The sequence below is a fragment of the Mesorhizobium sp. M1169 genome (assembly GCF_040318345.1).
In the GTDB taxonomy this organism is placed as follows: Bacteria; Pseudomonadota; Alphaproteobacteria; order Rhizobiales; family Rhizobiaceae; genus Mesorhizobium.
In genome coordinates this window covers 20403-42099 of record NZ_JAMYME010000051.1, presented here as the reverse complement: position 1 = coordinate 42099, position 21697 = coordinate 20403, and the positions used below count along the sequence as shown (strand labels likewise).

The following is a 21697-nucleotide window of genomic DNA, read 5'->3' as shown; positions in this document are numbered from 1 at the left end:
TCAAAGGCCGGACATATGGACGCAAGCGATCGAAAACGACGCAAAACAACCGTTGCAGGCAGGGCGCCGTCCACATATGGATCCTGGGGTCTGCGCCGCGTCGCTTCGCTCCTGCTCCGCCCTGGGATGACGAAGCGAGGGAGGCTTCGGCCAATCTCAAGGTTGCCGTTTGCCGGCAAAATTACGCTGCAACAGTACTAGTTCCTCTGCACAGAGGTTTTGGTTCTTTGACAGAGCCTGAAAGGGCTGTGGACGGGAGCCTGCCGATCGGGCTGCCAATCGCCAAGGTTTGCGATTAGCGATAAGCCACCACATCTTCGTCATCCTCGGGCGGAGCAGGAGCGAAGCGACGTTGCGGAGACCCGAGGATCCATGCCGTTACGTCAGCCGAAGAAGGCAGCGGTTCAGAACGGCACTTGCGTCCGCACCAGCGCCGGCTACCCTTCAACCGTCACCGGCCATGCCACCATGACCGCGAGCCAGAAGCGCGGTACGAGCTGATCGAGAAGACCAACCCGGAGTGGTTCGAGCTTTTTCGCGGAACGGGGTGGTAGACTCCGGTCCGCAGGAGCACTGCCGCTAGGGAACGGCATGGATCCCAGGGTCTGCGCCGCGTCGCCTTGCTCCTTGCTCCGCCCTGGGATGACGAAGTCGAGGGGTGTCTCAGCAAATCTCCGAGGTTGCGATTTGCAGGTGAAATTGGCCGCTGACAGAACTATCGACGGTTGCTGCCGCTTCCAACCCGTCAAAATCACTGTGCAGAGAAACTGGCTATTTTCTACGGTTACGCGCCGCCAGCGTCCGCAGCCTGAGCGCATTGAGGCGGATGAAGCCTTCGGCATCCTTCTGGTCGTAGGCGCCGCGGTCGTCCTCGAAGGTGACCAGCGCGTCGGAATAGAGCGTCTTCCTCGACTTGCGGCCGGTGACAATCACGTTGCCCTTGTAGAGCTTCAGCCGCACGGTGCCTTCGACGTCTTCCTGGCTCTTGTCGATCATTGCCTGCAGCATCAGGCGCTCGGGCGCGAACCAGAAGCCGTTGTAGATCAGCTCGGCATAGCGCGGCATGAACTCGTCCTTGAGGTGGGCCGCACCGCGGTCGAGCGTGATCGATTCGATCGCCCGATGGGCGGCGATCAGGATGGTGCCGCCGGGGGTCTCGTAAACGCCGCGCGATTTCATGCCGACGAAACGGTTCTCGACCAGGTCGAGCCTGCCGATGCCGTTGTCGCGGCCGAGATCGTTCAGCGCCGCCAGCATCGTTGCCGGCGACAGCTTCTTGCCGTTGAGCGCAACCGGGTCGCCCTTGAGGAATTCGATCTCGATCTCGGTGACCTCATCCGGCGCATCCATCGGCGAGATGGTGCGCTGGTGGACGAATTCCGGCGGCTCGCTCCACGGGTCCTCCAGCACCTTGCCCTCGGAGGAGGAGTGCAGCAGGTTAGCGTCGACGGAAAACGGCGCATCGCCCTTCTTGTCCTTCGGCACCGGGATCTGGTGCTGCTCGGCGAAATTGATGAGATCGGTGCGCGACTTGAACGACCAGTCGCGCCAGGGCGCGATGACCTTGATGTCGGGGTTCAGCGCATAGGCGGAAAGCTCGAAACGCACCTGATCGTTGCCCTTGCCGGTGGCGCCATGGGCGATGGCATCGGCGCCGGTCTCTTTTGCGATCTCGACAAGATGTTTCGAAATCAGCGGCCGGGCGATCGAGGTGCCGAGCAGATAGGTGCCTTCATAGACGGCGTTGGCGCGGAACATCGGAAAGACGAAATCGGATACGAACTCCTCGCGGACATCGACGATGCGGATGTCCTTGATGCCCATCATCTCGGCCTTGCGCCTGGCCGGCTCCAGTTCGCCACCCTGGCCGAGATCGGCGGTGAAGGTGACGACCTCGGCGCCGAGTTCGGTCTGCAGCCATTTCAGGATGATCGAGGTATCAAGGCCGCCGGAATAGGCGAGCACGACTTTCTTGACGGCTTTTGCTTTCGACATGGTGGGCAGTTCCGCGACAGGGGTTCTTCGCGGGCGAGGTATCACGGCGTTTTAGGCCAGCGCAAGGGACGAATGATGCCTGGACCAGATGCTTCATCTCCAAGAGGCTGGCGAGCACACGGCTCTTGCGCTATGGCTGCGCCGTCTTTTGCCGCTACGAGACGAGCCATGTCCTTCATCCCCGACAGTACGACGCTTATCCAGTTCTCCATCGCCACCTTCATCCTGGCGATCACGCCCGGGCCTGACATGACGCTGTTCGTCTCGCGCACGCTGAGCCAGGGCCGTGCCACCGGCTTTGCCTCGATGGCCGGCGCCTTGTGCGGCACGCTGATCCACACCACGCTGGTGGTGGTCGGCGTCTCGGCGCTGATCGTCGCCTCGCCGATGGCGTTCTTCGTGCTGAAGATTTTCGGCGCCGGCTATCTGGCCTTCCTGGCATGGCAGGCGATCACAAAAGGGTCGGCGTTTTCACCGGAGAAGAAGAGCGGGCCGAAGATTTCACTGGTTCGCAGCTGGCTCGCGGGGCTCGGGGTGAATCTGCTCAACCCGAAGATCATCCTGTTCTTCATGACCTTCCTGCCGCAATTCGTCTCCGTGCATGACCCCAACGCGCCGGGAAAGCTGTTCTTCCTCGGCGCGATGTTCGTCGTGCTGGCGATCCCGGTGACGGCGCCGATGGTGCTGGCGGCGGAAAAATTCTCGGCCGCGATGAAATCCAGCCCGCGCGTGACCCGCGTCGTCGACTATCTCTTTGCCGGAGTTTTTTCGGCCTTCGCGCTCAAGATCCTGACGGCCCAGGCGAAATAGGGCGTCCGATCTGACGCCAGCTTCCGGCCGAGCGGCCGGCGCTCAGCCAGTAGAAAATACCGCCGACCATGCCGCAGCCGATCACCGCCAGCATGACGCTGGTATTGGTAACCTCGAAATTGGCATCGGCCGTCTGGTGGACGAAGCCAAGGAAGACCGCTGCCACCACAGCACCCGCCAGCGCATAGAACAGCCAGTCACGTCGGCCAAGGATCTCGGAGGCGAGGATGGCGATGACGGCCGGCATGAAAGCGAAATAGGCGACGAACAGCCCGACGAAGGGGATTGAAAACCACAGCGAGGCCTGCGCCGCCGGTTGCGTCTCGTCCGTCATCAGCCCAAGAGACGCCAGGAACATGACGTTAAGGAAGGCGCTTGCCGCCAGCGAAGCAACGCCGTAGCCGACAAGGATGACGGCGAAGCGGATCAGATAGGCGACGAGGCGGTTCACGCCTCGCCATGCCCCGCGATCATCATCGCTTCCAGCGCCAGCCGGTCGACCTTGCGCATGCGCTCGGAGTCCGACTTGAGCTGGCCGCAGGCGGCGAGGATGTCGCGGCCGCGGGGCGTGCGGATCGGCGAGGCATAGCCGGCATTGTTGATGTAGTCGGCGAATTTCTCGATCGTCTCCCAGTCCGAGCACTGGTAGTTGGTGCCCGGCCACGGATTGAACGGGATCAGATTGATCTTGGCCGGGATGCCCTTGAGCAGCTTGACCAGCGCCTTGGCGTCCTCGATCGAATCGTTGACGTCCTTCAGCATGACATATTCGAAGGTGATCCGCTTGGCGTTGGACAGGCCGGGATAGGCACGGCAGGCAGCGATCAGTTCGTTCAGCGGATACTTCTTGTTGATAGGCACCAAAAGGTCGCGCAGATCGTCGTTGGTGGCGTGCAGCGAGATCGCCAGCATGACGCCGATCTCCTCACCGGTGCGGAAGATCTCGGGCACCACGCCTGAGGTCGAGAGCGTGATGCGCCTCTTCGACAGGGAAAGCCCGTCGCCGTCGGATGCGATAAGCAGGGCCTTCTTCACCGCCTCGAAATTGTAGAGCGGCTCGCCCATGCCCATCATGACGACGTTGGACACTTTCCGCCCCTCGGCCGGCACGATGGCGCCGTCGGGCGTGTCGCGGTCGGGGAAATCGCCAAGCCGGTCCCGGGCGGTCAAGAGCTGGGCGAGGATTTCCTCGGCGGTCAGGTTGCGCACCAGTTTCTGCGTGCCGGTGTGGCAGAAGGAGCAGGTCAGGGTGCAGCCGACTTGCGAAGAGATGCAGAGCGTGCCGCGGCCTTCTTCGGGAATGTAGACGGTCTCGATCTCGACCGGCCGGCCGGCGCCGCGCGGCGGAAAGCGGAACAGCCATTTGCGGGTTCCGTCGGAGGAAATCTGCTCCTCGACGATCTCGGGCCTGGCGACGGTGAAATGCCTGTCGAGCGCGGCGCGCAGATCCTTGGAGATGTTGAACATGCCGGCGAAGTCGGAAACGCCGCGCACATAGATCCAATGCCAGAGCTGTTGGGCGCGCATTTTCGCCTGGCGCTCCGGCACGATGCCGGCGGCGACGAGGGCGGCCCCGAGTTCGGCGCGCGTCAAGCCGATCAGCGACGGTTTTTCAGGCGTCGTGCGGGTGCGCAACGCGTCACGCGCGCCTTCGGCGGTAAGATCGAATGAAAGGGTCATTGTTGCGCCAATATAAGCGATTTGCGGCCGAATACAGCATCGTGCCCGAAATGAAGCGCGGCGCATAGCACAGGTTAGCGGCGGAGTCATGCCGGGGTTCTTCCTTCTCCCCTTGTGGGAGAAGGTGGCCGAGCGAAGCTCGGTCGGATGAGGGGTGTTCCAGCTTGGCGCCGACGGCGTTCCGTCCAACACCCCTCTTCCGTCTCGGCGCTGCGCGCCGATCCACCTTCTCCCACAAGGGGAGAAGGGAAGACCGCGCCTAACCGCCTACTTGCACTTGGCGATCGAGGCCAGCGCCGCCGAGATGCCCTTCAGCGAGAAGACGTAGGTGGTGGTGTTGCCGCGGCCGGACTTAGCCGACACCTTCATGTCGGTGCCGGTCTTCATCGCGGCGATCAGCACCGGCTCCTCGGCGGCGTTCTCGACCCAGGCCGACTTGCCGCGCGTGAACATCGAAAAAGACTTCTTGTCGATGGTGACGGTGGCCTTGGAACCTTCCTGGAAGGTATAGCCGGCGATGAATTGCGGCTCGTAGGACACTTGCTGCCCCGGCCGCTGGCTGACGAAGAAGAACATGTCGCCGTGATCGAGCGTCGGCGGCTGCTTGTCGGTTGGCACCGTCAGGACATAGCAGACCTTGCCGCCGCCCGACGCCTGATAACTGTAGGTGCCCCAGGCATTATGCTGGCCGATCTTGGTTGCCGACTGCGCCAGCGCGGGCGCCGTCAAGGCCACCAGGGCCAGGCTGGAAACTATAGCAATCAATCCGCGCATCGCTTTTCCCGTATTCCACTGGTGCGGCGGCAGGCCGGCTCGGCGTCCTGCCCGTCGCTTCATTTTGATTTAATCTGGGTTACCAAACGGTGAATTTCCCCTTAGAAAAGGATGTTCACGCCAGGAAACCGCCGCCGTCTTCGCGCTGCCGCTCGAAAAAGCGGCTGGCGCAATGTCCCTGCCGCGACTTGGAGGCCACGAAAACGGCAAGAGTTTGACTTTTCAAGCAGCTAGGTCTTGCGGCGATTCCGCTTTTCTAAGGTACGTGACGAATTTCCCTGCAGGCGGTACCATGTCTGCGTTCGCCGCCACGGCGCTCGGCCAGGGTGCCCTCCCTGTCGGCTTGCGGGAGATTTGGCCATGGTCATTTCCGAGACAGTTCTGATCCTGGCGGGCGGCACAGCCGTCCTGGCGATTGTGTTCGGCATTCGTGTCGCCATGCGGCGGGCGGCCGGTGGCGCGGTGCGCCGGTCGGATGCCGGGGAGACGGCGGGCGGATCGGGCGCGCCCGACGTGGCCGGGGTCATTGCGCTGCCGCCTTTGATCTTTCTCGGTTTCCTGGTGGCGGCAACCGTGCTCGAGGTGCTCGTTCCGCTCCCGATCATGGCCGGGCAGGCGCTCGCCCGCTATCTGACCGGCGCCGTGCTCGCGGTGTGCGGCTTCGTGTTCATCTTTATGGCAGCGGACCGCTTTCAGGCCGCTGGAACCAACATACCACCGACCTTGCCAACGACGGCGCTGGTCGTCGACGGTATCTATCGTCGGACCAGGAACCCGTTCTATCTGGGGACGACCCTCGTCTATTTGGGCCTCGGCGTCGCGGCCGGAAGTCTTTGGGCTATCGCGCTCGTCATCCCCCTGCTGTGGGTGATCAATACCGGCGTCATCGCGCCGGAAGAGCGCTACCTCGAGCGGAAGTTCGGAGATGTCTATCGCGCCTACAAGGCGCGGGTGCGGCGGTGGATTTGACGGCCGGAAAGTCGGTTCTCACGCGATTTTTGCGCCGCACCGGCTCAGCTCTTGCCGGCGATGGCCTGCCTGGCGGCGAGCCGGTGCGCCGGCGTGATGTGGGCGCTGACGGCGGTAATCGCGGCGGTCAGCACGGCGATGTCGTCGGTGAAGCCTAGCCCAAGGATGAAATCGGGGATGACGTCCGTCGGCAGCACGAAATAGCCGAGCGCAGCAATCAAGGTGCCCTTGGCGCGAAGCGGCGTCTTCTTGTCCATGGCACAGTAATAGGCGGCGACCACCTCTTCCATAAACGGGATATGCCGGGCGGCCTTCTTCGCCGTACGCCAGAACTTTTCGCGCACTTCGCTCTCGTTGCCCGGCTTGCTGCCGAGGCCGAAGAAATCAAAACCGGATTTTTGCGCCATCAACCTCTCCTTGCGGCCGTCGCGTGGCTTCACGCGTGACCGCGAGGCAAAATGTGGTGAAAGCCGAACCTCGCTGCAAGGTGCAGACAGGCTCAGCCGCCGAAATAGCGGTTCATTTTCCTGGCCAGATCGAAATCCAGCGCGGTCAGGCCGCCGGCGTCGTGCGTGCTGAGCGTCACGTTTACCGTCTTATAGACGTTCGACCAGTCGGGATGGTGGTCCATCTTCTCCGCGGCCAGGGCGACGCGGGCCATGAAGGCAAAGGCTTCGGAGAAATTCTTGAAGGTGAAGGTGCGGGTGATCGAGCCGCCATCCTTGGCCAGCGACCAGCCGTCGAGGCCGGCAAGTTCGGCGCGGATCGCTTCTTTTGCTAGTTTCTCCCTGGCCATGTCCGTCTACCGCATGATCCGCGAAGCGTCGGCGCCGCCGACCAAACGGCTGGCGACGCGGTTGTCAGCACCTGAAAGCGGCCAGGCCTCCTCGACGACGTAAGGGCCGCCGCCGACCGAATCGCGCGACGACATCAGCACGAAGCGGCCGACCCGGAACGGCAGCGTCGAAAAATTGCCGCGTGCCGACAGGTACTGGGCGACGTCGAGCGGGCTCGAATTGCGCAGGCGGGCCAGCGTCACATGCGGCATGAACTTGCGCGGGTCGGCCGGAATGCCGAGCCGCTGGCAGATGCGCTCGATCTCGGCCTGCAATGCGGAAAGATCGGGCGAAGCGGCGACCCCGGCCCACACCGCATGCGGCTTCTTCTGGCCGAAGGCGCCGACGCCGGACAGCGTCAGCGGGAAGGACGGGCGGTGAACACGGTCAAGCGCATTGGCGATGTCGTCGGCGACATGGCCCTCGACATCGCCGATGAAGCGCAGCGTCAGATGATAGTTTTCGACGTCGATCCAGCGGGCTCCCGGCAGGCCGCCCCTGAGCAGGGACAGCGAAAGAGCGGCATCACGCGGTATCTCGAGGGCGGTAAAAAGACGCGGCATGGGAAGCCTCCTGTCCTCGAATCGAACTCTTGCCCCTAGCGAATCATCGATATTCAAACGGGGCAAGGGGTTTGTTGGTCGCAGGCCTGCCTAAAAGCTTCCCTTGCGGAAGGTGTTGCGACGGCGAACCCTCGCCTTCAGGAATTGCCCCGGACCGCTTCAATGGTCTTCTCCACACTGGGCAGGATACCCTCGACGATACGGTCGACGCCTCGGGCGTTCGGATGAAGGCCGTCCTCGAGTTGCAGGACGGATTGACCGGCGATGCCCTCGAGAAAGAAAGGATAGAGCGGCACGCCATATTTTTCAGCCAGTCGCGGAAAGGTCGCGTCGAAGGCGTTCTGGTAGTCGGCGCCGAGATTGGGCGCCGCGCGCATTCCGGCCAGCAAAACGGCGATCTTGCGCTGCTTCAGTTTTGCCAGCATGGCGTCCAGGTTCTTTTCCGCTATGGCGGGCGAAACGCCGCGCAGCATGTCGTTGGCGCCGAGCTCCAGGATGACGAGTTGCGTGCCGTCCGGCACCGACCAGTCGAGCCGCGACAGGCCGCCGCTCGTCGTATCGCCGGAGACGCCGGCGTTGGCGACCGTGACATCGTAGCCCTTGGCGCGCAGCGCCGCCTGCAGCTTCTCGGTGAAGCCCTGACCTGGCCCGAGGCCATAACCCGCCATCAGGCTGTCGCCGAAACCGACAATGGTGAATGGTTCGGCACGCGCCGACGAAATGGCGCCGCAAATGGCGAGGAAAAGGGCGAACGCTGCGGCAAAGGTGTGTTTGAAAGCCATGCGGCAGGCCCCATATGACCAGGAACATCTGTTGGCGAAGGCAGGTTTTCGTCTTTGTCGAGCATCGGATGCACTAGCCTTCATCCCCCATATAGGACGATTTGATTTTGGAAGAAGCCGTCATTTCGCTGAAAGACGTATCGCTGACGCTCGGCGAAGGTGCATCCTCGGTCCATGTGCTGAAGGGCGTCAGCCTCGATGTGGCGGGCGGCGAAGCGACAGGCATCGTTGGACCTTCAGGTTCGGGAAAGTCGACATTGCTGATGGTTTTGGCCGGGCTTGAAAGGGTCGATTCGGGCACGGTCCGAATTGCCGGCGAGCTGCTCAACGGCAAAAGCGAAGATCAGATCGCATCGTTTCGGGGACGAAACATCGGCATCGTGTTCCAGTCTTTCCATCTCATCCCCAATATGACGGCGCTGGAAAACGTTGCGGTCCCGCTGGAGCTTGCCGGCCATGTCGATCCATTCGGCGTGGCGGCACGCGAGCTGGCGGCGGTGGGCTTGAGCGATCGCGTCACCCATTACCCCGGCGAATTGTCTGGCGGCGAGCAGCAGCGCGTGGCGATCGCCCGGGCGCTGGCACCGTCGCCACGCATCCTGATCGCCGACGAGCCGACCGGCAATCTCGACCAGGCGACGGGGCGGCACGTCGCCGACCTGCTGTTTGCCAAGGCGGCCGAACGCGGCATGACGCTGGTGCTGGTCACGCATGACCCGGTACTCGCGGCGCGCTGCTCGCGCCAGGTGTCGATGCGGTCGGGGCTGATCGAAGACGCGCCTAAGCCGGCCACCAGGGCTGGCAGGATGACCGCATGATGCCGCTGGCGCGCACGCTGAGGCTCGCCTTTCGGTTTTCGCTGCGAGAAATGCGTGGCGGGCTGTCCGGCTTCCTGATCTTCCTTGCCTGCATCGCGCTCGGCGTCGCTGCGATCGGCGGCGTCAATTCGGTGGCGCAGGCTATTTCCGCCGGTGTTGCCGACCAGGGCCAGACGCTGCTCGGCGGTGATCTCCGCTTCCAGCTCAACCAACGCGATCCGACCAGAGCCGAACGCAGCTTCCTCGACCGGCTTGGCACGGTTTCGCACAGTGCCAATATGCGCTCGATGGCGAGGCTCGAGGACGGCTCCGACCAGGCGCTGGTCGAGGCCAAGGCGGTCGACGGCGCCTATCCGCTCTACGGCGCGCTGGAGACCGAGCCGGTGCTGTCGCGAGAAGATCTGTTCGGCGAAAAATCCGGGGTCTTCGGCGCCGCCGCGCCGGACCTCTTGTTCGAGCGGCTGAACCTTGGCATCGGTGACCGGCTGAAGCTCGGCAGCGCGACGTTCGAGCTGCGTGCCAGGCTGGTCAACGAGCCGGATGCAGTGTCGGATGGCTTCGGTTTTGCGCCGCGGCTGATGGTGTCGACCGACGGGCTTGCCGCTTCCGGCCTGATCCAGCCGGGCAGCCTGGTCGAGAACGCCTATAAGGTCCGCCTGCCTGGCGGCACCACTGAGGCACTGATCAAGGCGATCCAGGAGCAGGCGGCAAACCAGTTCCCGCAGGCCGGCTGGTCGATCCGCACCCGCAGCAACGCAGCACCGGCGCTGTCCTCGAATATCGAACGGTTTTCGCAATTCCTGACTCTGGTTGGGTTGACGGCGCTGGTGGTCGGCGGCGTCGGCGTGGCCAATGCGGTGCGTGCCTATCTCGACGGCAAGCGCGGCGTCATCGCCACCTTCAAGAGCCTGGGGGCTTCGGGCGGCTTCGTCTTTGCCGTCTATCTGGTGCAGATCCTGATGATCGCCGCCCTCGGCATCACGCTAGGCCTTGTGCTTGGCGCGCTGATGCCGTTCGCGGCCAGCGCCGCACTCCAATCGGTCATTCCAGTGCCGGCGGAAGGTGGGTTCTATCCCGGCGCCCTCGGCATGGCAGCGCTGTTCGGGCTGCTGGTGACGCTGGCTTTCGCCTTGCTGCCGCTCGGCCGCGCCCGCGACGTGCCGGCAACGGCGCTGTTTCGCGAAATGGGTTTCGAGGGCCGCGGTTTTCCCCGCCCGCTCTATATCGCCGCGGCATTGGGCATCGCGCTGTTGCTCGCGGTACTGGCGATCCTGTTTTCCGGCGACCGCCGTATTGCCTCGATCTTCGTTGGCGCCACGATCTTTTCGTTCCTGGTGCTGCGTGTGGTCGGCTCGCTGGTGCAGTGGGCGGCGAAGAAAAGCCCGCGCGTGCGCTCGACCGCGCTCAGGCTCGCCATCGGCAACATCCATCGGCCTGGCGCCTTGACGCCGTCCGTGGTGCTGTCGTTGGGACTCGGGCTGACGCTGCTGGTGACGCTGGCGTTGATCGACGGCAATCTCAGGCGGCAGATCTCGGGCAGCCTGCCGGAAAGGGCACCGAACTTCTTCTTCGTCGATATCCAGAGCAGTGACGTCGATGCCTTCTCCGCGCTGGTCGGCAAAGAGGCACCGCAAGGCAGGCTGATCAAGGTGCCGATGTTGCGCGGCCGGGTGATGGCGCTCAACGGCGTCAATGTCGACAAGGTCAAGGTTCCGGCCGAAGGCGCCTGGGTACTGCGCGGCGACCGTGGCCTGACCTATGACGCAAAGCTGCCGGAGAATGCGACGCTGACCGAGGGCAGCTGGTGGCCGGAGAACTATGCCGGCGAGCCGCTGGTCTCGTTTTCCGCCGAGGAAGGCAAAGAGATCGGGCTGAAGCTCGGCGACACCATCACCGTCAACGTGCTCGGCCGCAACATCACGGCCAAGATCGCCAATTTCCGCCAGGTCGAATGGGAAACCATAGGCATCAATTTCGTCATGGTGTTCTCGCCCAACACGTTCGCCGGTGCGCCGCATGGCTGGTTGGCGACGCTGACCGAGACGAATGCGTCGGCAGCCGACGATGTGCATCTTCTCAACGCCGTCACGCGTGCCTTTCCCGCGGTGACGACGGTCAGGGTCAAGGACGCGCTCGAAATCGTCAACCGGCTGGTGGCGCAGCTCGGCACAGCAATCAGGGCAGCAGCGGGGGTGGCGTTGATCGCCTCGGTGCTGGTGCTGGCCGGGGCGCTCGCCGCCGGCAACCGGGCTCGCATTCACGACGCGGTGGTGCTGAAGACCCTGGGTGCGACCAGAAAAACGCTGATCGCCGCGTTTTCGCTGGAATACATGCTGATCGGCCTTGCTACCGCGATCTTCGCGCTGGCGGCGGGCGCTGTGGCGGCATGGTTCGTCGTCGCGCGCATCATGACGCTGCCATCGCACTTCATGCCCGAGGTGGCGGTGGCGACCATCGGCTTTTCGCTGGTGGTCACGGTCGGCATCGGCCTTGCCGGCACGTGGCGGGTGCTGGGCCACAAGGCGGCGCCGGTGCTGCGGAATCTTTGAGCCAGAGCCGGTTTCGATTAAATCTCGGTAATGTTCCGGGCGGGAAGGCCAATAAAACCGTATCTCCGGCACTTCACGGAGCATTACGCTTGGTTACGGTCTTGTCCTTTACGCCAAGAACCATCATATTTCGGCGCAGGCATGCTGGAGCCCCGCCAGCGGCGCCTGGGTTCAAAAGGACCTGACACCGGACGGGGCGGAAGCAATATGAGGATTTCCATGGCTGATCCCGTTCGCAATTATCAGACGCGCGCCGTGCCCGGCGCCGGCGTCGATGCTGCCATCGACCAGGGCCTGCGGGCCTACATGATTAAGGTCTACAATCTGATGGGGCTTGGCCTCCTCATCACCGGCCTTGCCGCGGTCGGCACAATCATGCTGGCCACTACCAGCGATCCCGCCTCGGCGGTCGCGACGTTGCCAAGCGGCGAGATGCTGACCTCGTTCGGCTACGCGATCTTCGGCTCGCCGCTGAAATGGCTGGTGATCTTCGCCCCGCTGGCAGCGGTGATGTTCCTGTCGTTCCGCGTCCAGTCGATGAGCGTTTCGGCTGCGCAGACGACATTCTGGGTCTACGCCGGCCTCGTCGGCCTGTCGCTGTCGTCGATCTTCCTGGTCTACACCACCGCCAGCATCTCGCAGACCTTCTTCGCCACCGCCGCCGCCTTTGGCGGGCTGTCGCTCTACGGCTACACGACCAAGCGCGATCTCTCGGCGTTCGGGTCGTTCCTGGTCATGGGCCTGGTCGGCCTGATCATCGCGATGGTGATCAACATCTTCCTGCAGTCGTCGGCGCTTTCCTTCGCCGTTTCGGCGATCGGCGTGCTGATCTTCGCTGGCCTCACCGCCTACGACACGCAGAACATCAAGGAGATGTACTTCGAGGGCGACGAGACCGATGTCGCCGGCCGCAAGGCGATCATGGGCGCATTGAGGCTCTATCTCGACTTCATCAACCTGTTTATGTTTCTGCTGCAGTTCATGGGCGACCGTCGCTAAGTACGGTTTTCCTGGACCAGCGAGTTTGGAAAGGGCGGCCCAATGGCCGCCCTTTTCTTTTGTCCCGGCTTTTGCTGTGATATAGGGCAGATGAACGACGTGCCTAAATTATGAGCAGCATCACGATACGCGCCGCGACATTGGCCGACCTTGACCAGATCACGGAAATCTATGCCGACGCGGTGATAAACGGCACGGCGAGCTACGAACTCGAACCGCCGAGCCGCGCCGAGATGGGCACGCGCTTCGACACTCTGATGGCGGGCGGCTTTCCCTATCTCGTTGCGGAAAAGGCCGGCGCCGTGCTCGGCTATGCCTATGCCGGGGCGTTCCGGCCGCGCCCGGCCTACCGCTTCGTCGTCGAGGATTCCGTCTATGTCGCGCCCGAGGCCAAAGGGCAAGGCGTCGGGCTGCTCTTGATGCAAGGGCTGATCGAAGCGGCCAAGGCGGCGGGTTTTCGCCAGATCATCGCGGTGATCGGCGACGGCCGGCCCGACAGCGCCTCGGTAAGGTTGCACGAGAAGCTCGGCTTTCGTCATTCCGGCCGCCTGGAAGGCTCAGGCTATAAGCACGGACGCTGGCTGGACACGGTTTTCATGCAGCTGCCGATCAACGGCGGGGCGTCCATCCCGCCTGATCCGCAATCGCTGCCCGAGCGCAAGTTCCGCCTGCAAAAATAAAGGGTTACGCCTCGACCAGCTTCAGTGTTCGGTCGAACACGCCAAGCACCCGGCCGAGTTCCTGGCCGCGCTTGAGGATGCGCCCGCCGGCGGCGATGACGGCGAACGCGCCTTGCCGGCGCGCCAGCTTCGGATCCTTGACGATCTGGAAAAGCGGCACCTCGCTGGTGCGGCGGAAGACGGAAAAAACGGCGCGGTCGGCGAGATGGTCGATGGCATAGTCGCGCCACTCATTGGCGGCAACCATACGGCCGTAGAGCCTGAGGATCTGGTCGAGTTCGCGCCGGTCGAACCGCACCGGCTGGTCGAGGCGTTCGCGTCTTGCCTCATGCAGCGGGATCAATATTGCGGATGCGTCCCCATCCTCCGTCCCGCTGCTGCGATCAGTCATGCCTGGATCCTCGCAATGAATCGTACGCCGACCAAAGTTGGCGCTTTCGTTGCCGAATTGCAAGGCCCGGCCGGGCAACGGCAGCACCGCGCGGTTTCTCCAGCGTCCAGTCACGTTTGCGAAACGCCTGTTGAAATTGGTGATGCTTTGCCACAATCCTGCCCTTTTTTATCCGTGCTCATGCCCCAATGTCCGACGAATTTACCGGCGTTGCCTGAGACGGTTCGGTCCGGCACCGGCTCGTAAACCCCAAGCCCCCCGCCCACGGGTCTGCGTCGGATCGAACCAACCTCGGTTTTTCCTTGGAAAGATCGGGTGCGACGATCCCAAAACCTAAATGACCGGCGTCAGAAGCAAGCTGACGCCGGTTTTTTATTAGCCGTGGCGATGCGATCCATCCAGATAGGCTGTCGTCGGAGGCTTGAGCGCGGTTATCCCTTCTCCCACAACAAGGGGAGAACGGGGGGCGCCCTATCTAAGGCTTGCGGATAAAGGCTGCGCCCAGGATCGGCCCGGGCATGCCGTCCTTGCCGACCGACTGCAGCAGCACGGCGCAGCCGCCCTTCTTGGCGATCTCGCTCATCGGCAGTTCGTAGCGCTGCGCCTTGCCGTGCCACATGCCGGCGGTCTGGATGCTGGAGACGGCGTTCCAGTAGGTCATGCTGCGGCCGCTGTTTTCGCCCTTGCCGATCTTTATCGTCTGCGGCGGATTGAAATAGACGATGACGACATGCGCGTCGGTTGGGCCGGTCACAGCGTCGCCGGCATCGATCATGACGCGATCGCTGGTCCGGCTGACCTTGATGCCGACGCGCATGCCTTCGCCGACCCTCTCCATGCGGGCCAGCGCGCCGTCGACTTCCTTGCGGCTGGCGCCGTTGACATGGCTGCGGCCGTTTATGACGGCTTGCGGGGTGTAGACGGAACGACTGCCGAAGGCGCGCATATACTCGTATTGCCGCTCGGTATTTTCCTTGCGGCTCAGCGTGTCCTGCCAGCCGAGGTAATCCCAATAATCGACATGATAGGCGAGCGCGACGATGTCCTCTTTGGCGGCGAGCTCGGCGAAGAATTCATCTGCCGGCGGACAGGAGTTGCATCCCTGGCTGGTGAAGAGCTCGACGACGCCTAATGGCTTGTCGGTTGGCTCGGCAAGGGCCCTGCCGGCAAACGCCGAGAGGGCCAGCGCAAGGGCCGCAAGCCGCAATGGTCTTCGAGATGGCATGGCCGTTCCGATCCCGCCGGTGACGCCGGCTTTGTTCTGGTTGTCGAAATATGTGGCAGAAGCGGCAGTCAACGGGAAGTCACGTTGCGGTGAAATTTTGCCGTTGCAACCGCTGGCAAGGGCGCAATAGGTGGACTTGCACTTCACGATGGAAGCGATTCGGGCGGCAATCAGCATGTGGCAATCTCTCCTGGCGCCGGTCGACCTCTATTGCGAGCGGACGGGGCCGGAATTCTGGGCCGAACCGCTCAATGCGCTGAGCAATCTGGCTTTTTTTGCCGCCGGGCTATGGGGTGTCTGGCAGGTGCGCAAGCGCGGCACCGGCACCTTCGCCGAAGTGCTGGCCTGGTGGGTGGTGGCGATCGGCGTCGGCTCGTCGCTGTTCCACACCTTTGCCAACCGTGGCACGGTCTGGGCCGACGTGCTGCCGATCGCCGGGTTCACGCTGGCCTACACGCTGTTCAACCTGCGGCGTTTTCTCGGCATGAAATGGGGCAAGGCGATCGCCATTTTCGTCGCCTTCTATGCCGTCGCCGGGCTGGTGACCTTTGCCGTGCCCGACTGGCTGCGCCAGGCGTCGAACGGGACGACCGGCTATCTGCCGCCCTTCCTGGCGCTCGCCTTCTTCGGCGCCATGGTGGCGGCCAGCGGTAACCGTGCCGGCTGGTACAATCTGGCGGGCTCGGCGATCTTCGTCGTGTCGGTCATCTGCCGGATGATCGATCCGCTGGTCTGCGGCGGCTTTCCGCTCGGCACGCATTTCCTGTGGCACATATTCAACGGGCTGATGCTCGGCGTGCTGCTGGCGGCGACAGCGCGGTTTGGAAAGCCGGGAATTGGGGGAGTAGGGCAGTAGGGCAGTAGGGCAGTAGGGCAGTAGGGCAGTAGGGGAATAAGTCGCTTCTCCTTGCTTCACCCTACTGCCTACTCCCTTATTGCCCTACTCACTTAAGCGGCCAGATCGCGCAGCACGTATTGCAGGATGCCGCCATTCTTGAAGTAGTCGAGCTCGTCCAGCGTATCGATGCGGCAGATGATCGGAACCTCTTTGACGCTGCCGTCGCCGTAGGTGATCCTGGCGATCATCTTCTGCCGCGGCTTGATGTTGCCCAGTCCGTCGATCTCAACCAGTTCGTCGCCCTTGAGGTTGAGCGAGGCCCATGAGGTGCCTTCCTCGAAGACGAAGGGGATCACGCCCATGCCGACCAAATTGGAGCGATGGATGCGCTCGAAGGACTGGGCGATGACCGCGCGGACGCCCAGCAAATTGGTGCCCTTGGCCGCCCAGTCGCGCGACGAGCCGTTGCCATATTCGACGCCGGCGAAGATGACCAGCGGCACGCCTTCCTTCTTGTACCGCATGGCGGCGTCGTAGATCGATTCCTCTTCTTTCGACGGGTAATGGATGGTGTAGCCGCCCTCGCGGCCGTTCTCGCCCAGCATGTGGTTGCGGATGCGGATGTTGGCGAAGGTGCCGCGCATCATTACCTCATGATTGCCGCGGCGCGTGCCGTACTGGTTGAAATCGGCGACGCCGACGCCGTGGTCGGTGAGGTACTTGCCGGCCGGCGAGGCCGCCTTGATCGAACCGGCCGGCGAAATGTGGTCGGTGGTGATCTTGTCGCCGAACAGACCGAGCACGCGCGCGCCCTTGATATCGCCGATCTTGCCGAAGCCCGACGTCATGCCGGCGAAATAGGGCGGGTTTTGCACATAGGTGGAATTGTCGTCCCAGGCATAGGTCTGGCCTTCCGGCGCCTTGACGTTCTGCCAGTACTCGTCGCCCTTGAAGACGTCTGCATATTTGCGGGCGAACAATTCGCGCGTGACGTTCTTCTCGATGAATTCCTGGATCTCGACCGAACTCGGCCAGATATCCTTGAGATAGACCGGATTGCCGTTGCGATCCTCGCCGAGCGGTTCGGTGGTCAGATCCTTGGTCACGGTCCCGGCCAGCGCGTGGGCGACGACCAGTGGCGGCGAGGCGAGATAGTTCGCCTGCACGTCGGGCGAGACGCGGCCTTCGAAATTGCGGTTGCCGGACAAGACTGCTGCAGCAATCAGGCCCTTATCGTTGATGGTCTTGGAGATCGGCGCCGGCAACGGGCCGGAATTGCCGATGCAGGTGGTGCAGCCGAAGCCGACCAGGTTGAAGCCGATCTGGTCGAGCTCCTTCTGCAGGCCGGATTTCTCGAGATATTCGGCGACGACCTGACTGCCCGGCGCCAATGAGGTCTTGACCCACGGCTTCTGCTTGAGGCCGAGCCGGTTGGCATTGCGCGCCAACAGCCCGGCGCCGATCAGCACGCTCGGGTTCGAGGTGTTGGTGCAGGAGGTGATGGCGGCGATGACCACATCGCCATGGCCAAGATCGTAGTTCGTGCCGTCGACGGCATAGCGCTTGTCGATTTCGGCGGCCTTCCTGTATTCGGACTCCATGGCCTTGGCGAAGCCGGCCGGAATGTCTTCAAGTGCGACCCGGCCTTCCGGCCGCTTCGGCCCGGCCATCGACGGGACGACACTGCCGAGATCGAGCTCCAGCAGGTCGGTGAAGACCGGATCGGCCGAGCCGGCGTCGCGCCACAAGCCTTGCGCCTTCGAATAAGCCTCGACCAGGGCGATGCGGCTTTCGTCGCGACCGGACATGGTCAGATAGCGGATCGTTTCGCTGTCGACCGGGAAGAAGCCGCAGGTGGCGCCATATTCCGGCGCCATGTTGCCGATGGTGGCGCGGTCGGCCAGCGTCATGTTGGACAGGCCCGGCCCGAAGAATTCGACGAACTTGCCGACGACGCCCTTCTTGCGCAGCATCTGGGTGACGGTGAGCACCAGGTCGGTGGCGGTGACGCCTTCCCTCAGCCTGCCGGTGAGCCGGAAGCCGATGACTTCAGGCAGCAGCATGGAGACCGGCTGGCCAAGCATCGCGGCCTCCGCCTCGATGCCGCCGACGCCCCAGCCGAGAACGCCGAGGCCGTTGATCATCGTGGTATGTGAATCGGTGCCGACGCAGGTGTCGGGATAGGCGGTGGTCTCGCCGTCTTCGCTGTTGGTCCACACGACCTGACCGAGATATTCGAGATTGACCTGATGGCAGATGCCGGTGCCGGGCGGCACGACGCGGAAATTGCGGAACGCCTGCTGGCCCCATTTCAGGAATTTGTAGCGTTCCTCGTTGCGCTCATATTCAAGCTCGACATTGCGGGCGAAAGCCAACGGCGTGCCGAATTCGTCGACGATGACCGAGTGGTCGATGACCAGATCGACCGGCACCAGCGGATTGATCTTTTGCGGATCGCCGCCGAGCGAGGCCATGGCGTCGCGCATGGCGGCAAGGTCGACCACGGCTGGAACGCCGGTGAAATCCTGCATCAGCACGCGAGCCGGGCGATAGGCGATCTCGACGCCGGCGGTGCCCCGGTCAGTCAGCCAGCCGGCGACCGCCTGGATGCTCTCCTTGGTAACGGAACGGCCGTCCTCGTTGCGCAGCAGATTCTCCAGCAGCACCTTCATCGAATAGGGCAATTGGGCAATACCGGTGAGGCCGTTCTTTTCGGCCTCGACAAGGTCATAGTAAATGTACTCGGTGCCGCTGGCGGTCAGCGTGCGGCGGCAATTGAAGCTGTCGAGTGATTTGGACACGTGCGATCCCTAACTGTCGGTTGCCGGAAGGGAACGGACGCCAGTGGGCATGCAAATCACGCGCAAAGGTGCGGGTACGGCCATTTCCGCTATCCGTTCCCAAGCGTCCGGGCCGTTCAAGGCGGCACGCGCGCTGGTTCGGCGCAAATTCGGTTCCCGTGCCGACCGCTGGCACGGATGATGCGGATATAGAGAATTTTCTGGAATAGTTCTAGACACGGAATCGCCATTTTTGGTGCGGCGCACCGAAGCCGCGCCTGAACTTTCGGCGAAGGGGGACGGATGCGGCTGATCGCCGAAAATCTGGGCGGCGAACGCGGCGGCGAGACGGTATTTTCCGGCATCGAATTCGCGCTGGGGGATGGCCAGGCGCTGGTCGTCACCGGGCCGAACGGCGCCGGCAAATCGACGCTGCTCAGGATCGTCGCCGGACTGTTGCCGGTGGCGGCAGGCCGTGTGCGGCTCGAAGGTGGTGGCGAAGACTTTCCGTCGGCCGCCTCGGCGTGTCACTATCTCGGCCACCTCAACGCGATGAAGACGGCGCTGAGCGTTACGGAAAACCTGTGCTTCTGGCGCGATTTTTCGGGCGCCGGTTCCGCGGGTGTTGGAGAGGCGCTGGAAACCGTCGGGCTGGGCGGCATCGGCCATCTGCCTTTCGGCTATCTCTCGACCGGGCAACGCCGCCGCGCGGCGATTGCAAAACTGCTGGTAAGCCACCGGCCATTGTGGCTGCTCGATGAGCCGACGGCAGGACTGGACAACGCTTCGGAGGAGAGATTCGGCGAATTGATGGGGAAGCACCTCGAGAGTGGGGGGATCGTGGTTGCGGCGACGCATTTGCCGCTTGGGATCGAGGGGGCACAAGGGCTGGTGATGGGCGAGGCCGTTTGATGTTGGTGCTCTACGGCGCCCCCCTCTGTCCTGCCGGACATCTCCCCCACGAGGGGGGAGATTGGCAGCTTCGTCGCTGCGCTCAACTCTCAACGATCGAGATTGGCGAAGGCAGTCGTGACAGCCAATCTCCGCCCTTGAGGGGGAGATGTCCGGCAGGACAGAGGGGGGTGCCCAGGCGAAAGCATCTCACATCATGCTAGCCCTCTTTCTGCGCGACATCCGCCTGAGTATCCGCGCCGGCGGCGGGGCGCTTACCGGCGTGATTTTCTTTCTCGCCGTTATCGCGACCATCCCCTTCGGCGTCGGTCCCGAGCTGAAGCTGCTGGCCCGCATCGGCCCGGCGATCCTGTGGATCGCCGCATTGCTGGCCTGCCTGCTCGGCCTCGACCGCCTGTTCCAGGCCGACCGCGAGGACGGCTCGCTCGATCTTCTGGTGCTTGGCAACGACCGGCACATGCTGGCCTTGACCGTTCTGACGAAATGCCTGGCGCATTGGGCGGGAAGCGTGCTGCCGCTGGTCATCGCCGCTCCCTTGCTCGGCCTGTTCATGAACATGGAGCCCATCGGCATCGGTGCGACGGCGCTGACGCTTCTGGTCGGTACGCCGGCGATCACCTTCATCGGTGCCGCCGGTGCCGCGGTGGCGGTGGCGCTGCCGCGCGGGGGCCTGCTGATCTCGGTGCTGGTGCTGCCGCTAACTATTCCCGTGCTGATCTTCGGCGTATCAGCAAGCTATGGCGCGGTGGCGAACCCCGATCCTTTTCTGCAGCCCTTCCTCATTCTCGCCGCGCTGACCCTGTTCCTTGCCGTGCTCGGGCCGGTGGCGGCGGCGCTGGCGCTTCGGCACGGAACGGATTGATGTGGCCGCTGCGCATAGAGAACCCGATCTTTCTCCAGACAATCTACGGCAACTATCCGGACCTGTCTTCCGTCGAGGTAACCAAGGCCGAAATCAATCGTGAAGGGCCTAGCATGTATCTTTCCTTCATCTCGACCGTCCTCCCCTACCGGCCCCCCGCCAAATGGGCGGCGTTCAATGCCGTGTCTTTCGGGCTTGAGTTCATCGCGGTCGAATCGATTAGCCTTCGCAAGTTCCGGAGCCATGGCTGGAGTGCAATCAGGATGTGGGATGACGCCGGTAGAATCCTGCTTACCTGCGAAGGGGCTGTCAGGCTGTCTCTGACGTGCCAATACATGCGTATCAAAAACATATCAGGTGTTTTGCGTTCGCAGTGACCTTCGGCTTGCGATAACCGCAAATCTGCCGCAGACCCGTTCATTGCGACAAACAGCCGGTGAGGCTATGAATTCCGCCGTGAGAAGCCTTGGATCGGGAAAATGAGCGTTCACGCCCTTTATGTCACCGCCGCCTATGCGATCACGGCCGTGGTGCTGGGTGGGCTGATCGGCTGGATTCTGCTCGACCAGCGCGGCCGCAAGCGAGAGCTTGCCGAGCTGGAGGCATCCGGCGTGCGCCGGCGCTCCGACAAGGCAGTAAAATCATGAGCACGGAAACCCAAACATCGGCGCGCCGCCGCCTGATCGTGCTGCTGCCGCTGGTGGTCTTTCTCGGGCTGGCGGGATTGTTCCTGGCGCAGCTTTTGTCCGGGCGCGACGTGTCGGAAGTGCCGTCAGCGCTGATCGGCCTGCCGGCGCCGCAGACCAACCTGCCGGCGCTCGAAGGCACCAATTTGCCGGGCCTCGATTCAAAACAGTTCGCCGGCAAGGTGACGCTGGTCAACGTCTTCGCGTCCTGGTGCGCGCCGTGCCGCGAAGAGCATCCGGTGCTGCTGGCGCTGTCGCAGGACAGACGCTTCGTCATGGCGGCGCTGAACTACAAGGACCAGCCGGAAAACGCCCGTCGGTTCCTTGGCGATCTCGGCAATCCATTCCAGGCGATCGGCGTCGACCAAGCCGGACGCACGGCGATCGACTGGGGTGTCTACGGCGTGCCGGAAACCTTCGTCATCGGCAAGGATGGCAAGATCGCCTATAAGCATGTAGGGCCGCTGACGCCGGACTCGGCGCGGACGCTGCTGTTACCCGAAATCGAGAAGGCGCTCGCGGCTCCGGGCTGAGACACCTGAAACGCG

24 protein-coding genes are annotated in these 21697 nt (G+C 63.2%); 13 read left to right on the top strand and 11 right to left on the bottom strand.

Annotation, left to right across the window (positions count from 1 at the left end; all coding sequences use genetic code 11):
* Positions 1-372: 372 nt before the first annotated feature.
* Positions 373-501, top strand: coding sequence for a hypothetical protein (locus NKH41_RS30335; RefSeq protein ID WP_352767336.1), 129 nt, complete (start codon positions 373-375; stop codon positions 499-501).
* A 270-nt stretch (positions 502-771) separates the two neighbouring features.
* Here the strand turns inward: NKH41_RS30335 and NKH41_RS30330 are convergent, their stop codons facing one another.
* Positions 772-1995 (bottom strand): argininosuccinate synthase, encoded by a 1224-nt coding sequence (locus NKH41_RS30330; RefSeq protein WP_352767338.1) that lies wholly within the window; start codon positions 1993-1995, stop codon positions 772-774.
* 168 nt (positions 1996-2163) lie between these two features.
* On the opposite strand from NKH41_RS30330, the gene NKH41_RS30325 reads away from it, so the two are divergent.
* Entirely contained in the window at positions 2164-2805 is a 642-nt protein-coding gene (locus tag NKH41_RS30325) for a LysE family translocator (protein ID WP_352767339.1), read from the top strand.
* Here NKH41_RS30325 and NKH41_RS30320 read toward each other — a convergent pair.
* The 3 genes from NKH41_RS30320 to NKH41_RS30310 all read right to left on the bottom strand — a co-directional run bounded on the left by NKH41_RS30320 (position 2777) and on the right by NKH41_RS30310 (position 5259).
* The gene (locus NKH41_RS30320) at positions 2777-3256 is read right to left on the bottom strand and encodes a hypothetical protein (protein WP_352767341.1); all 480 of its coding nucleotides are present in this window, start codon (positions 3254-3256) and stop codon (positions 2777-2779) included. The genes NKH41_RS30325 and NKH41_RS30320 overlap by 29 nt on opposite strands.
* Positions 3253-4485: a dual-specificity RNA methyltransferase RlmN gene (gene rlmN / locus NKH41_RS30315; protein ID WP_352767342.1), complete on the bottom strand. Its 1233-nt coding sequence runs from the start codon at positions 4483-4485 to the stop codon at positions 3253-3255. The genes NKH41_RS30320 and rlmN overlap by 4 nt, the downstream gene beginning before the upstream one ends.
* A gap of 267 nt (positions 4486-4752) precedes the next feature.
* Positions 4753-5259 carry an invasion associated locus B family protein gene (locus NKH41_RS30310; protein ID WP_023721899.1) on the bottom strand — a complete coding sequence of 169 codons (507 nt, stop codon included), beginning with the start codon at positions 5257-5259 and terminating at the stop codon, positions 4753-4755.
* 360 nt (positions 5260-5619) lie between these two features.
* Here NKH41_RS30310 and NKH41_RS30305 point away from each other — a divergent pair, with 360 nt between their 5' ends.
* Positions 5620-6228, top strand: coding sequence for a methyltransferase family protein (locus NKH41_RS30305; RefSeq protein ID WP_352767344.1), 609 nt, complete (start codon positions 5620-5622; stop codon positions 6226-6228).
* A 44-nt stretch (positions 6229-6272) separates the two neighbouring features.
* Here the strand turns inward: NKH41_RS30305 and NKH41_RS30300 are convergent, their stop codons facing one another.
* From NKH41_RS30300 to NKH41_RS30285, 4 genes are all read right to left on the bottom strand, one after another.
* Positions 6273-6635 (bottom strand): YkvA family protein, encoded by a 363-nt coding sequence (locus NKH41_RS30300; protein WP_352540811.1) that lies wholly within the window; start codon positions 6633-6635, stop codon positions 6273-6275.
* Between the two features lie 92 nt (positions 6636-6727).
* Positions 6728-7024, bottom strand: coding sequence for a 4a-hydroxytetrahydrobiopterin dehydratase (locus tag NKH41_RS30295; RefSeq protein ID WP_352470832.1), 297 nt, complete (start codon positions 7022-7024; stop codon positions 6728-6730).
* A gap of 6 nt (positions 7025-7030) precedes the next feature.
* The gene (gene thpR, locus NKH41_RS30290) at positions 7031-7627 is read right to left on the bottom strand and encodes an RNA 2',3'-cyclic phosphodiesterase (RefSeq protein ID WP_352470831.1); all 597 of its coding nucleotides are present in this window, start codon (positions 7625-7627) and stop codon (positions 7031-7033) included.
* A gap of 137 nt (positions 7628-7764) precedes the next feature.
* The gene (locus tag NKH41_RS30285; protein ID WP_352450197.1) at positions 7765-8409 is read right to left on the bottom strand and encodes an arylesterase; all 645 of its coding nucleotides are present in this window, start codon (positions 8407-8409) and stop codon (positions 7765-7767) included.
* Between the two features lie 107 nt (positions 8410-8516).
* Here NKH41_RS30285 and NKH41_RS30280 point away from each other — a divergent pair, with 107 nt between their 5' ends.
* From NKH41_RS30280 to NKH41_RS30265, 4 genes are all read left to right on the top strand, one after another.
* On the top strand, positions 8517-9227 hold the full coding sequence (locus tag NKH41_RS30280; RefSeq protein WP_352615489.1) for an ABC transporter ATP-binding protein: 711 nt from the start codon (positions 8517-8519) through the stop codon (positions 9225-9227).
* Positions 9227-11776: an ABC transporter permease gene (locus NKH41_RS30275; RefSeq protein WP_352935304.1), complete on the top strand. Its 2550-nt coding sequence runs from the start codon at positions 9227-9229 to the stop codon at positions 11774-11776. Before NKH41_RS30280 ends, NKH41_RS30275 begins: the two co-directional genes overlap by 1 nt.
* 219 nt (positions 11777-11995) lie before the next feature.
* A complete protein-coding gene (locus NKH41_RS30270; RefSeq protein ID WP_254817871.1) occupies positions 11996-12775 on the top strand; it encodes a Bax inhibitor-1/YccA family protein in 780 nt (259 codons plus the stop codon).
* A 110-nt stretch (positions 12776-12885) separates the two neighbouring features.
* The gene (locus NKH41_RS30265) at positions 12886-13455 is read left to right on the top strand and encodes a GNAT family N-acetyltransferase (protein WP_352470829.1); all 570 of its coding nucleotides are present in this window, start codon (positions 12886-12888) and stop codon (positions 13453-13455) included.
* Positions 13456-13459: 4 nt separating this feature from the next.
* Here NKH41_RS30265 and NKH41_RS30260 read toward each other — a convergent pair whose 3' ends face one another.
* Positions 13460-13846, bottom strand: coding sequence for a DUF2794 domain-containing protein (locus NKH41_RS30260; RefSeq protein WP_031212724.1), 387 nt, complete (start codon positions 13844-13846; stop codon positions 13460-13462).
* 475 nt (positions 13847-14321) lie between these two features.
* Positions 14322-15071, bottom strand: coding sequence for a DUF1223 domain-containing protein (locus NKH41_RS30255; protein WP_352470828.1), 750 nt, complete (start codon positions 15069-15071; stop codon positions 14322-14324).
* A 175-nt stretch (positions 15072-15246) separates the two neighbouring features.
* Here NKH41_RS30255 and NKH41_RS30250 point away from each other — a divergent pair, with 175 nt between their 5' ends.
* Complete coding sequence (locus NKH41_RS30250; RefSeq protein WP_352780229.1) at positions 15247-15927, top strand: ceramidase domain-containing protein; 681 nt, start codon at positions 15247-15249, stop codon at positions 15925-15927.
* 92 nt (positions 15928-16019) lie between these two features.
* Here the strand turns inward: NKH41_RS30250 and acnA are convergent, their stop codons facing one another.
* Entirely contained in the window at positions 16020-18710 is a 2691-nt protein-coding gene (gene acnA / locus NKH41_RS30245; protein WP_352767348.1) for an aconitate hydratase AcnA, read from the bottom strand.
* A gap of 282 nt (positions 18711-18992) precedes the next feature.
* On the opposite strand from acnA, the gene ccmA reads away from it, so the two are divergent.
* The 5 genes from ccmA to NKH41_RS30220 all read left to right on the top strand — a co-directional run bounded on the left by ccmA (position 18993) and on the right by NKH41_RS30220 (position 21682).
* Positions 18993-19601, top strand: a complete 609-nt coding sequence (gene ccmA, locus NKH41_RS30240) for a heme ABC exporter ATP-binding protein CcmA (RefSeq protein WP_352767350.1) — start codon at positions 18993-18995, stop codon at positions 19599-19601.
* Positions 19602-19797: 196 nt separating this feature from the next.
* Positions 19798-20463, top strand: a complete 666-nt coding sequence (gene ccmB, locus NKH41_RS30235) for a heme exporter protein CcmB (RefSeq protein ID WP_352470824.1) — start codon at positions 19798-19800, stop codon at positions 20461-20463.
* On the top strand, positions 20463-20840 hold the full coding sequence (locus NKH41_RS30230) for an Imm50 family immunity protein (protein ID WP_352470823.1): 378 nt from the start codon (positions 20463-20465) through the stop codon (positions 20838-20840). Before ccmB ends, NKH41_RS30230 begins: the two co-directional genes overlap by 1 nt.
* Before the next feature lie 102 nt (positions 20841-20942).
* Positions 20943-21110 carry a heme exporter protein CcmD gene (gene ccmD, locus NKH41_RS30225; RefSeq protein WP_352456348.1) on the top strand — a complete coding sequence of 56 codons (168 nt, stop codon included), beginning with the start codon at positions 20943-20945 and terminating at the stop codon, positions 21108-21110.
* Positions 21107-21682 (top strand): DsbE family thiol:disulfide interchange protein, encoded by a 576-nt coding sequence (locus NKH41_RS30220; RefSeq protein ID WP_352767352.1) that lies wholly within the window; start codon positions 21107-21109, stop codon positions 21680-21682. Before ccmD ends, NKH41_RS30220 begins: the two co-directional genes overlap by 4 nt.
* The last annotated feature ends 15 nt before the right edge of the window (positions 21683-21697 follow it).

Excerpts from the sequence above, each read along its gene's own strand:
- NKH41_RS30335 (WP_352767336.1), top strand. The coding sequence starts at position 373 with ATGCCGTTACGTCAGCCGAAGAAGGCAGCGGTTCAGAACGGCACTTGC.
- NKH41_RS30330 (WP_352767338.1), bottom strand. The coding sequence starts at position 1,995 with ATGTCGAAAGCAAAAGCCGTCAAGAAAGTCGTGCTCGCCTATTCCGGC.
- NKH41_RS30325 (WP_352767339.1), top strand. The coding sequence starts at position 2,164 with ATGTCCTTCATCCCCGACAGTACGACGCTTATCCAGTTCTCCATCGCC.
- rlmN (WP_352767342.1), bottom strand. The coding sequence starts at position 4,485 with ATGACCCTTTCATTCGATCTTACCGCCGAAGGCGCGCGTGACGCGTTG.
- NKH41_RS30310 (WP_023721899.1), bottom strand. The coding sequence starts at position 5,259 with ATGCGCGGATTGATTGCTATAGTTTCCAGCCTGGCCCTGGTGGCCTTG.
- NKH41_RS30305 (WP_352767344.1), top strand. The coding sequence starts at position 5,620 with ATGGTCATTTCCGAGACAGTTCTGATCCTGGCGGGCGGCACAGCCGTC.
- NKH41_RS30300 (WP_352540811.1), bottom strand. The coding sequence starts at position 6,635 with ATGGCGCAAAAATCCGGTTTTGATTTCTTCGGCCTCGGCAGCAAGCCG.
- NKH41_RS30295 (WP_352470832.1), bottom strand. The coding sequence starts at position 7,024 with ATGGCCAGGGAGAAACTAGCAAAAGAAGCGATCCGCGCCGAACTTGCC.
- thpR (WP_352470831.1), bottom strand. The coding sequence starts at position 7,627 with ATGCCGCGTCTTTTTACCGCCCTCGAGATACCGCGTGATGCCGCTCTT.
- NKH41_RS30285 (WP_352450197.1), bottom strand. The coding sequence starts at position 8,409 with ATGGCTTTCAAACACACCTTTGCCGCAGCGTTCGCCCTTTTCCTCGCC.
- NKH41_RS30275 (WP_352935304.1), top strand. The coding sequence starts at position 9,227 with ATGCCGCTGGCGCGCACGCTGAGGCTCGCCTTTCGGTTTTCGCTGCGA.
- NKH41_RS30270 (WP_254817871.1), top strand. The coding sequence starts at position 11,996 with ATGGCTGATCCCGTTCGCAATTATCAGACGCGCGCCGTGCCCGGCGCC.
- NKH41_RS30265 (WP_352470829.1), top strand. The coding sequence starts at position 12,886 with ATGAGCAGCATCACGATACGCGCCGCGACATTGGCCGACCTTGACCAG.
- NKH41_RS30260 (WP_031212724.1), bottom strand. The coding sequence starts at position 13,846 with ATGACTGATCGCAGCAGCGGGACGGAGGATGGGGACGCATCCGCAATA.
- NKH41_RS30255 (WP_352470828.1), bottom strand. The coding sequence starts at position 15,071 with ATGCCATCTCGAAGACCATTGCGGCTTGCGGCCCTTGCGCTGGCCCTC.
- NKH41_RS30250 (WP_352780229.1), top strand. The coding sequence starts at position 15,247 with ATGTGGCAATCTCTCCTGGCGCCGGTCGACCTCTATTGCGAGCGGACG.
- ccmA (WP_352767350.1), top strand. The coding sequence starts at position 18,993 with ATGCGGCTGATCGCCGAAAATCTGGGCGGCGAACGCGGCGGCGAGACG.
- ccmB (WP_352470824.1), top strand. The coding sequence starts at position 19,798 with ATGCTAGCCCTCTTTCTGCGCGACATCCGCCTGAGTATCCGCGCCGGC.
- NKH41_RS30230 (WP_352470823.1), top strand. The coding sequence starts at position 20,463 with ATGTGGCCGCTGCGCATAGAGAACCCGATCTTTCTCCAGACAATCTAC.
- ccmD (WP_352456348.1), top strand. The coding sequence starts at position 20,943 with ATGAGCGTTCACGCCCTTTATGTCACCGCCGCCTATGCGATCACGGCC.
- NKH41_RS30220 (WP_352767352.1), top strand. The coding sequence starts at position 21,107 with ATGAGCACGGAAACCCAAACATCGGCGCGCCGCCGCCTGATCGTGCTG.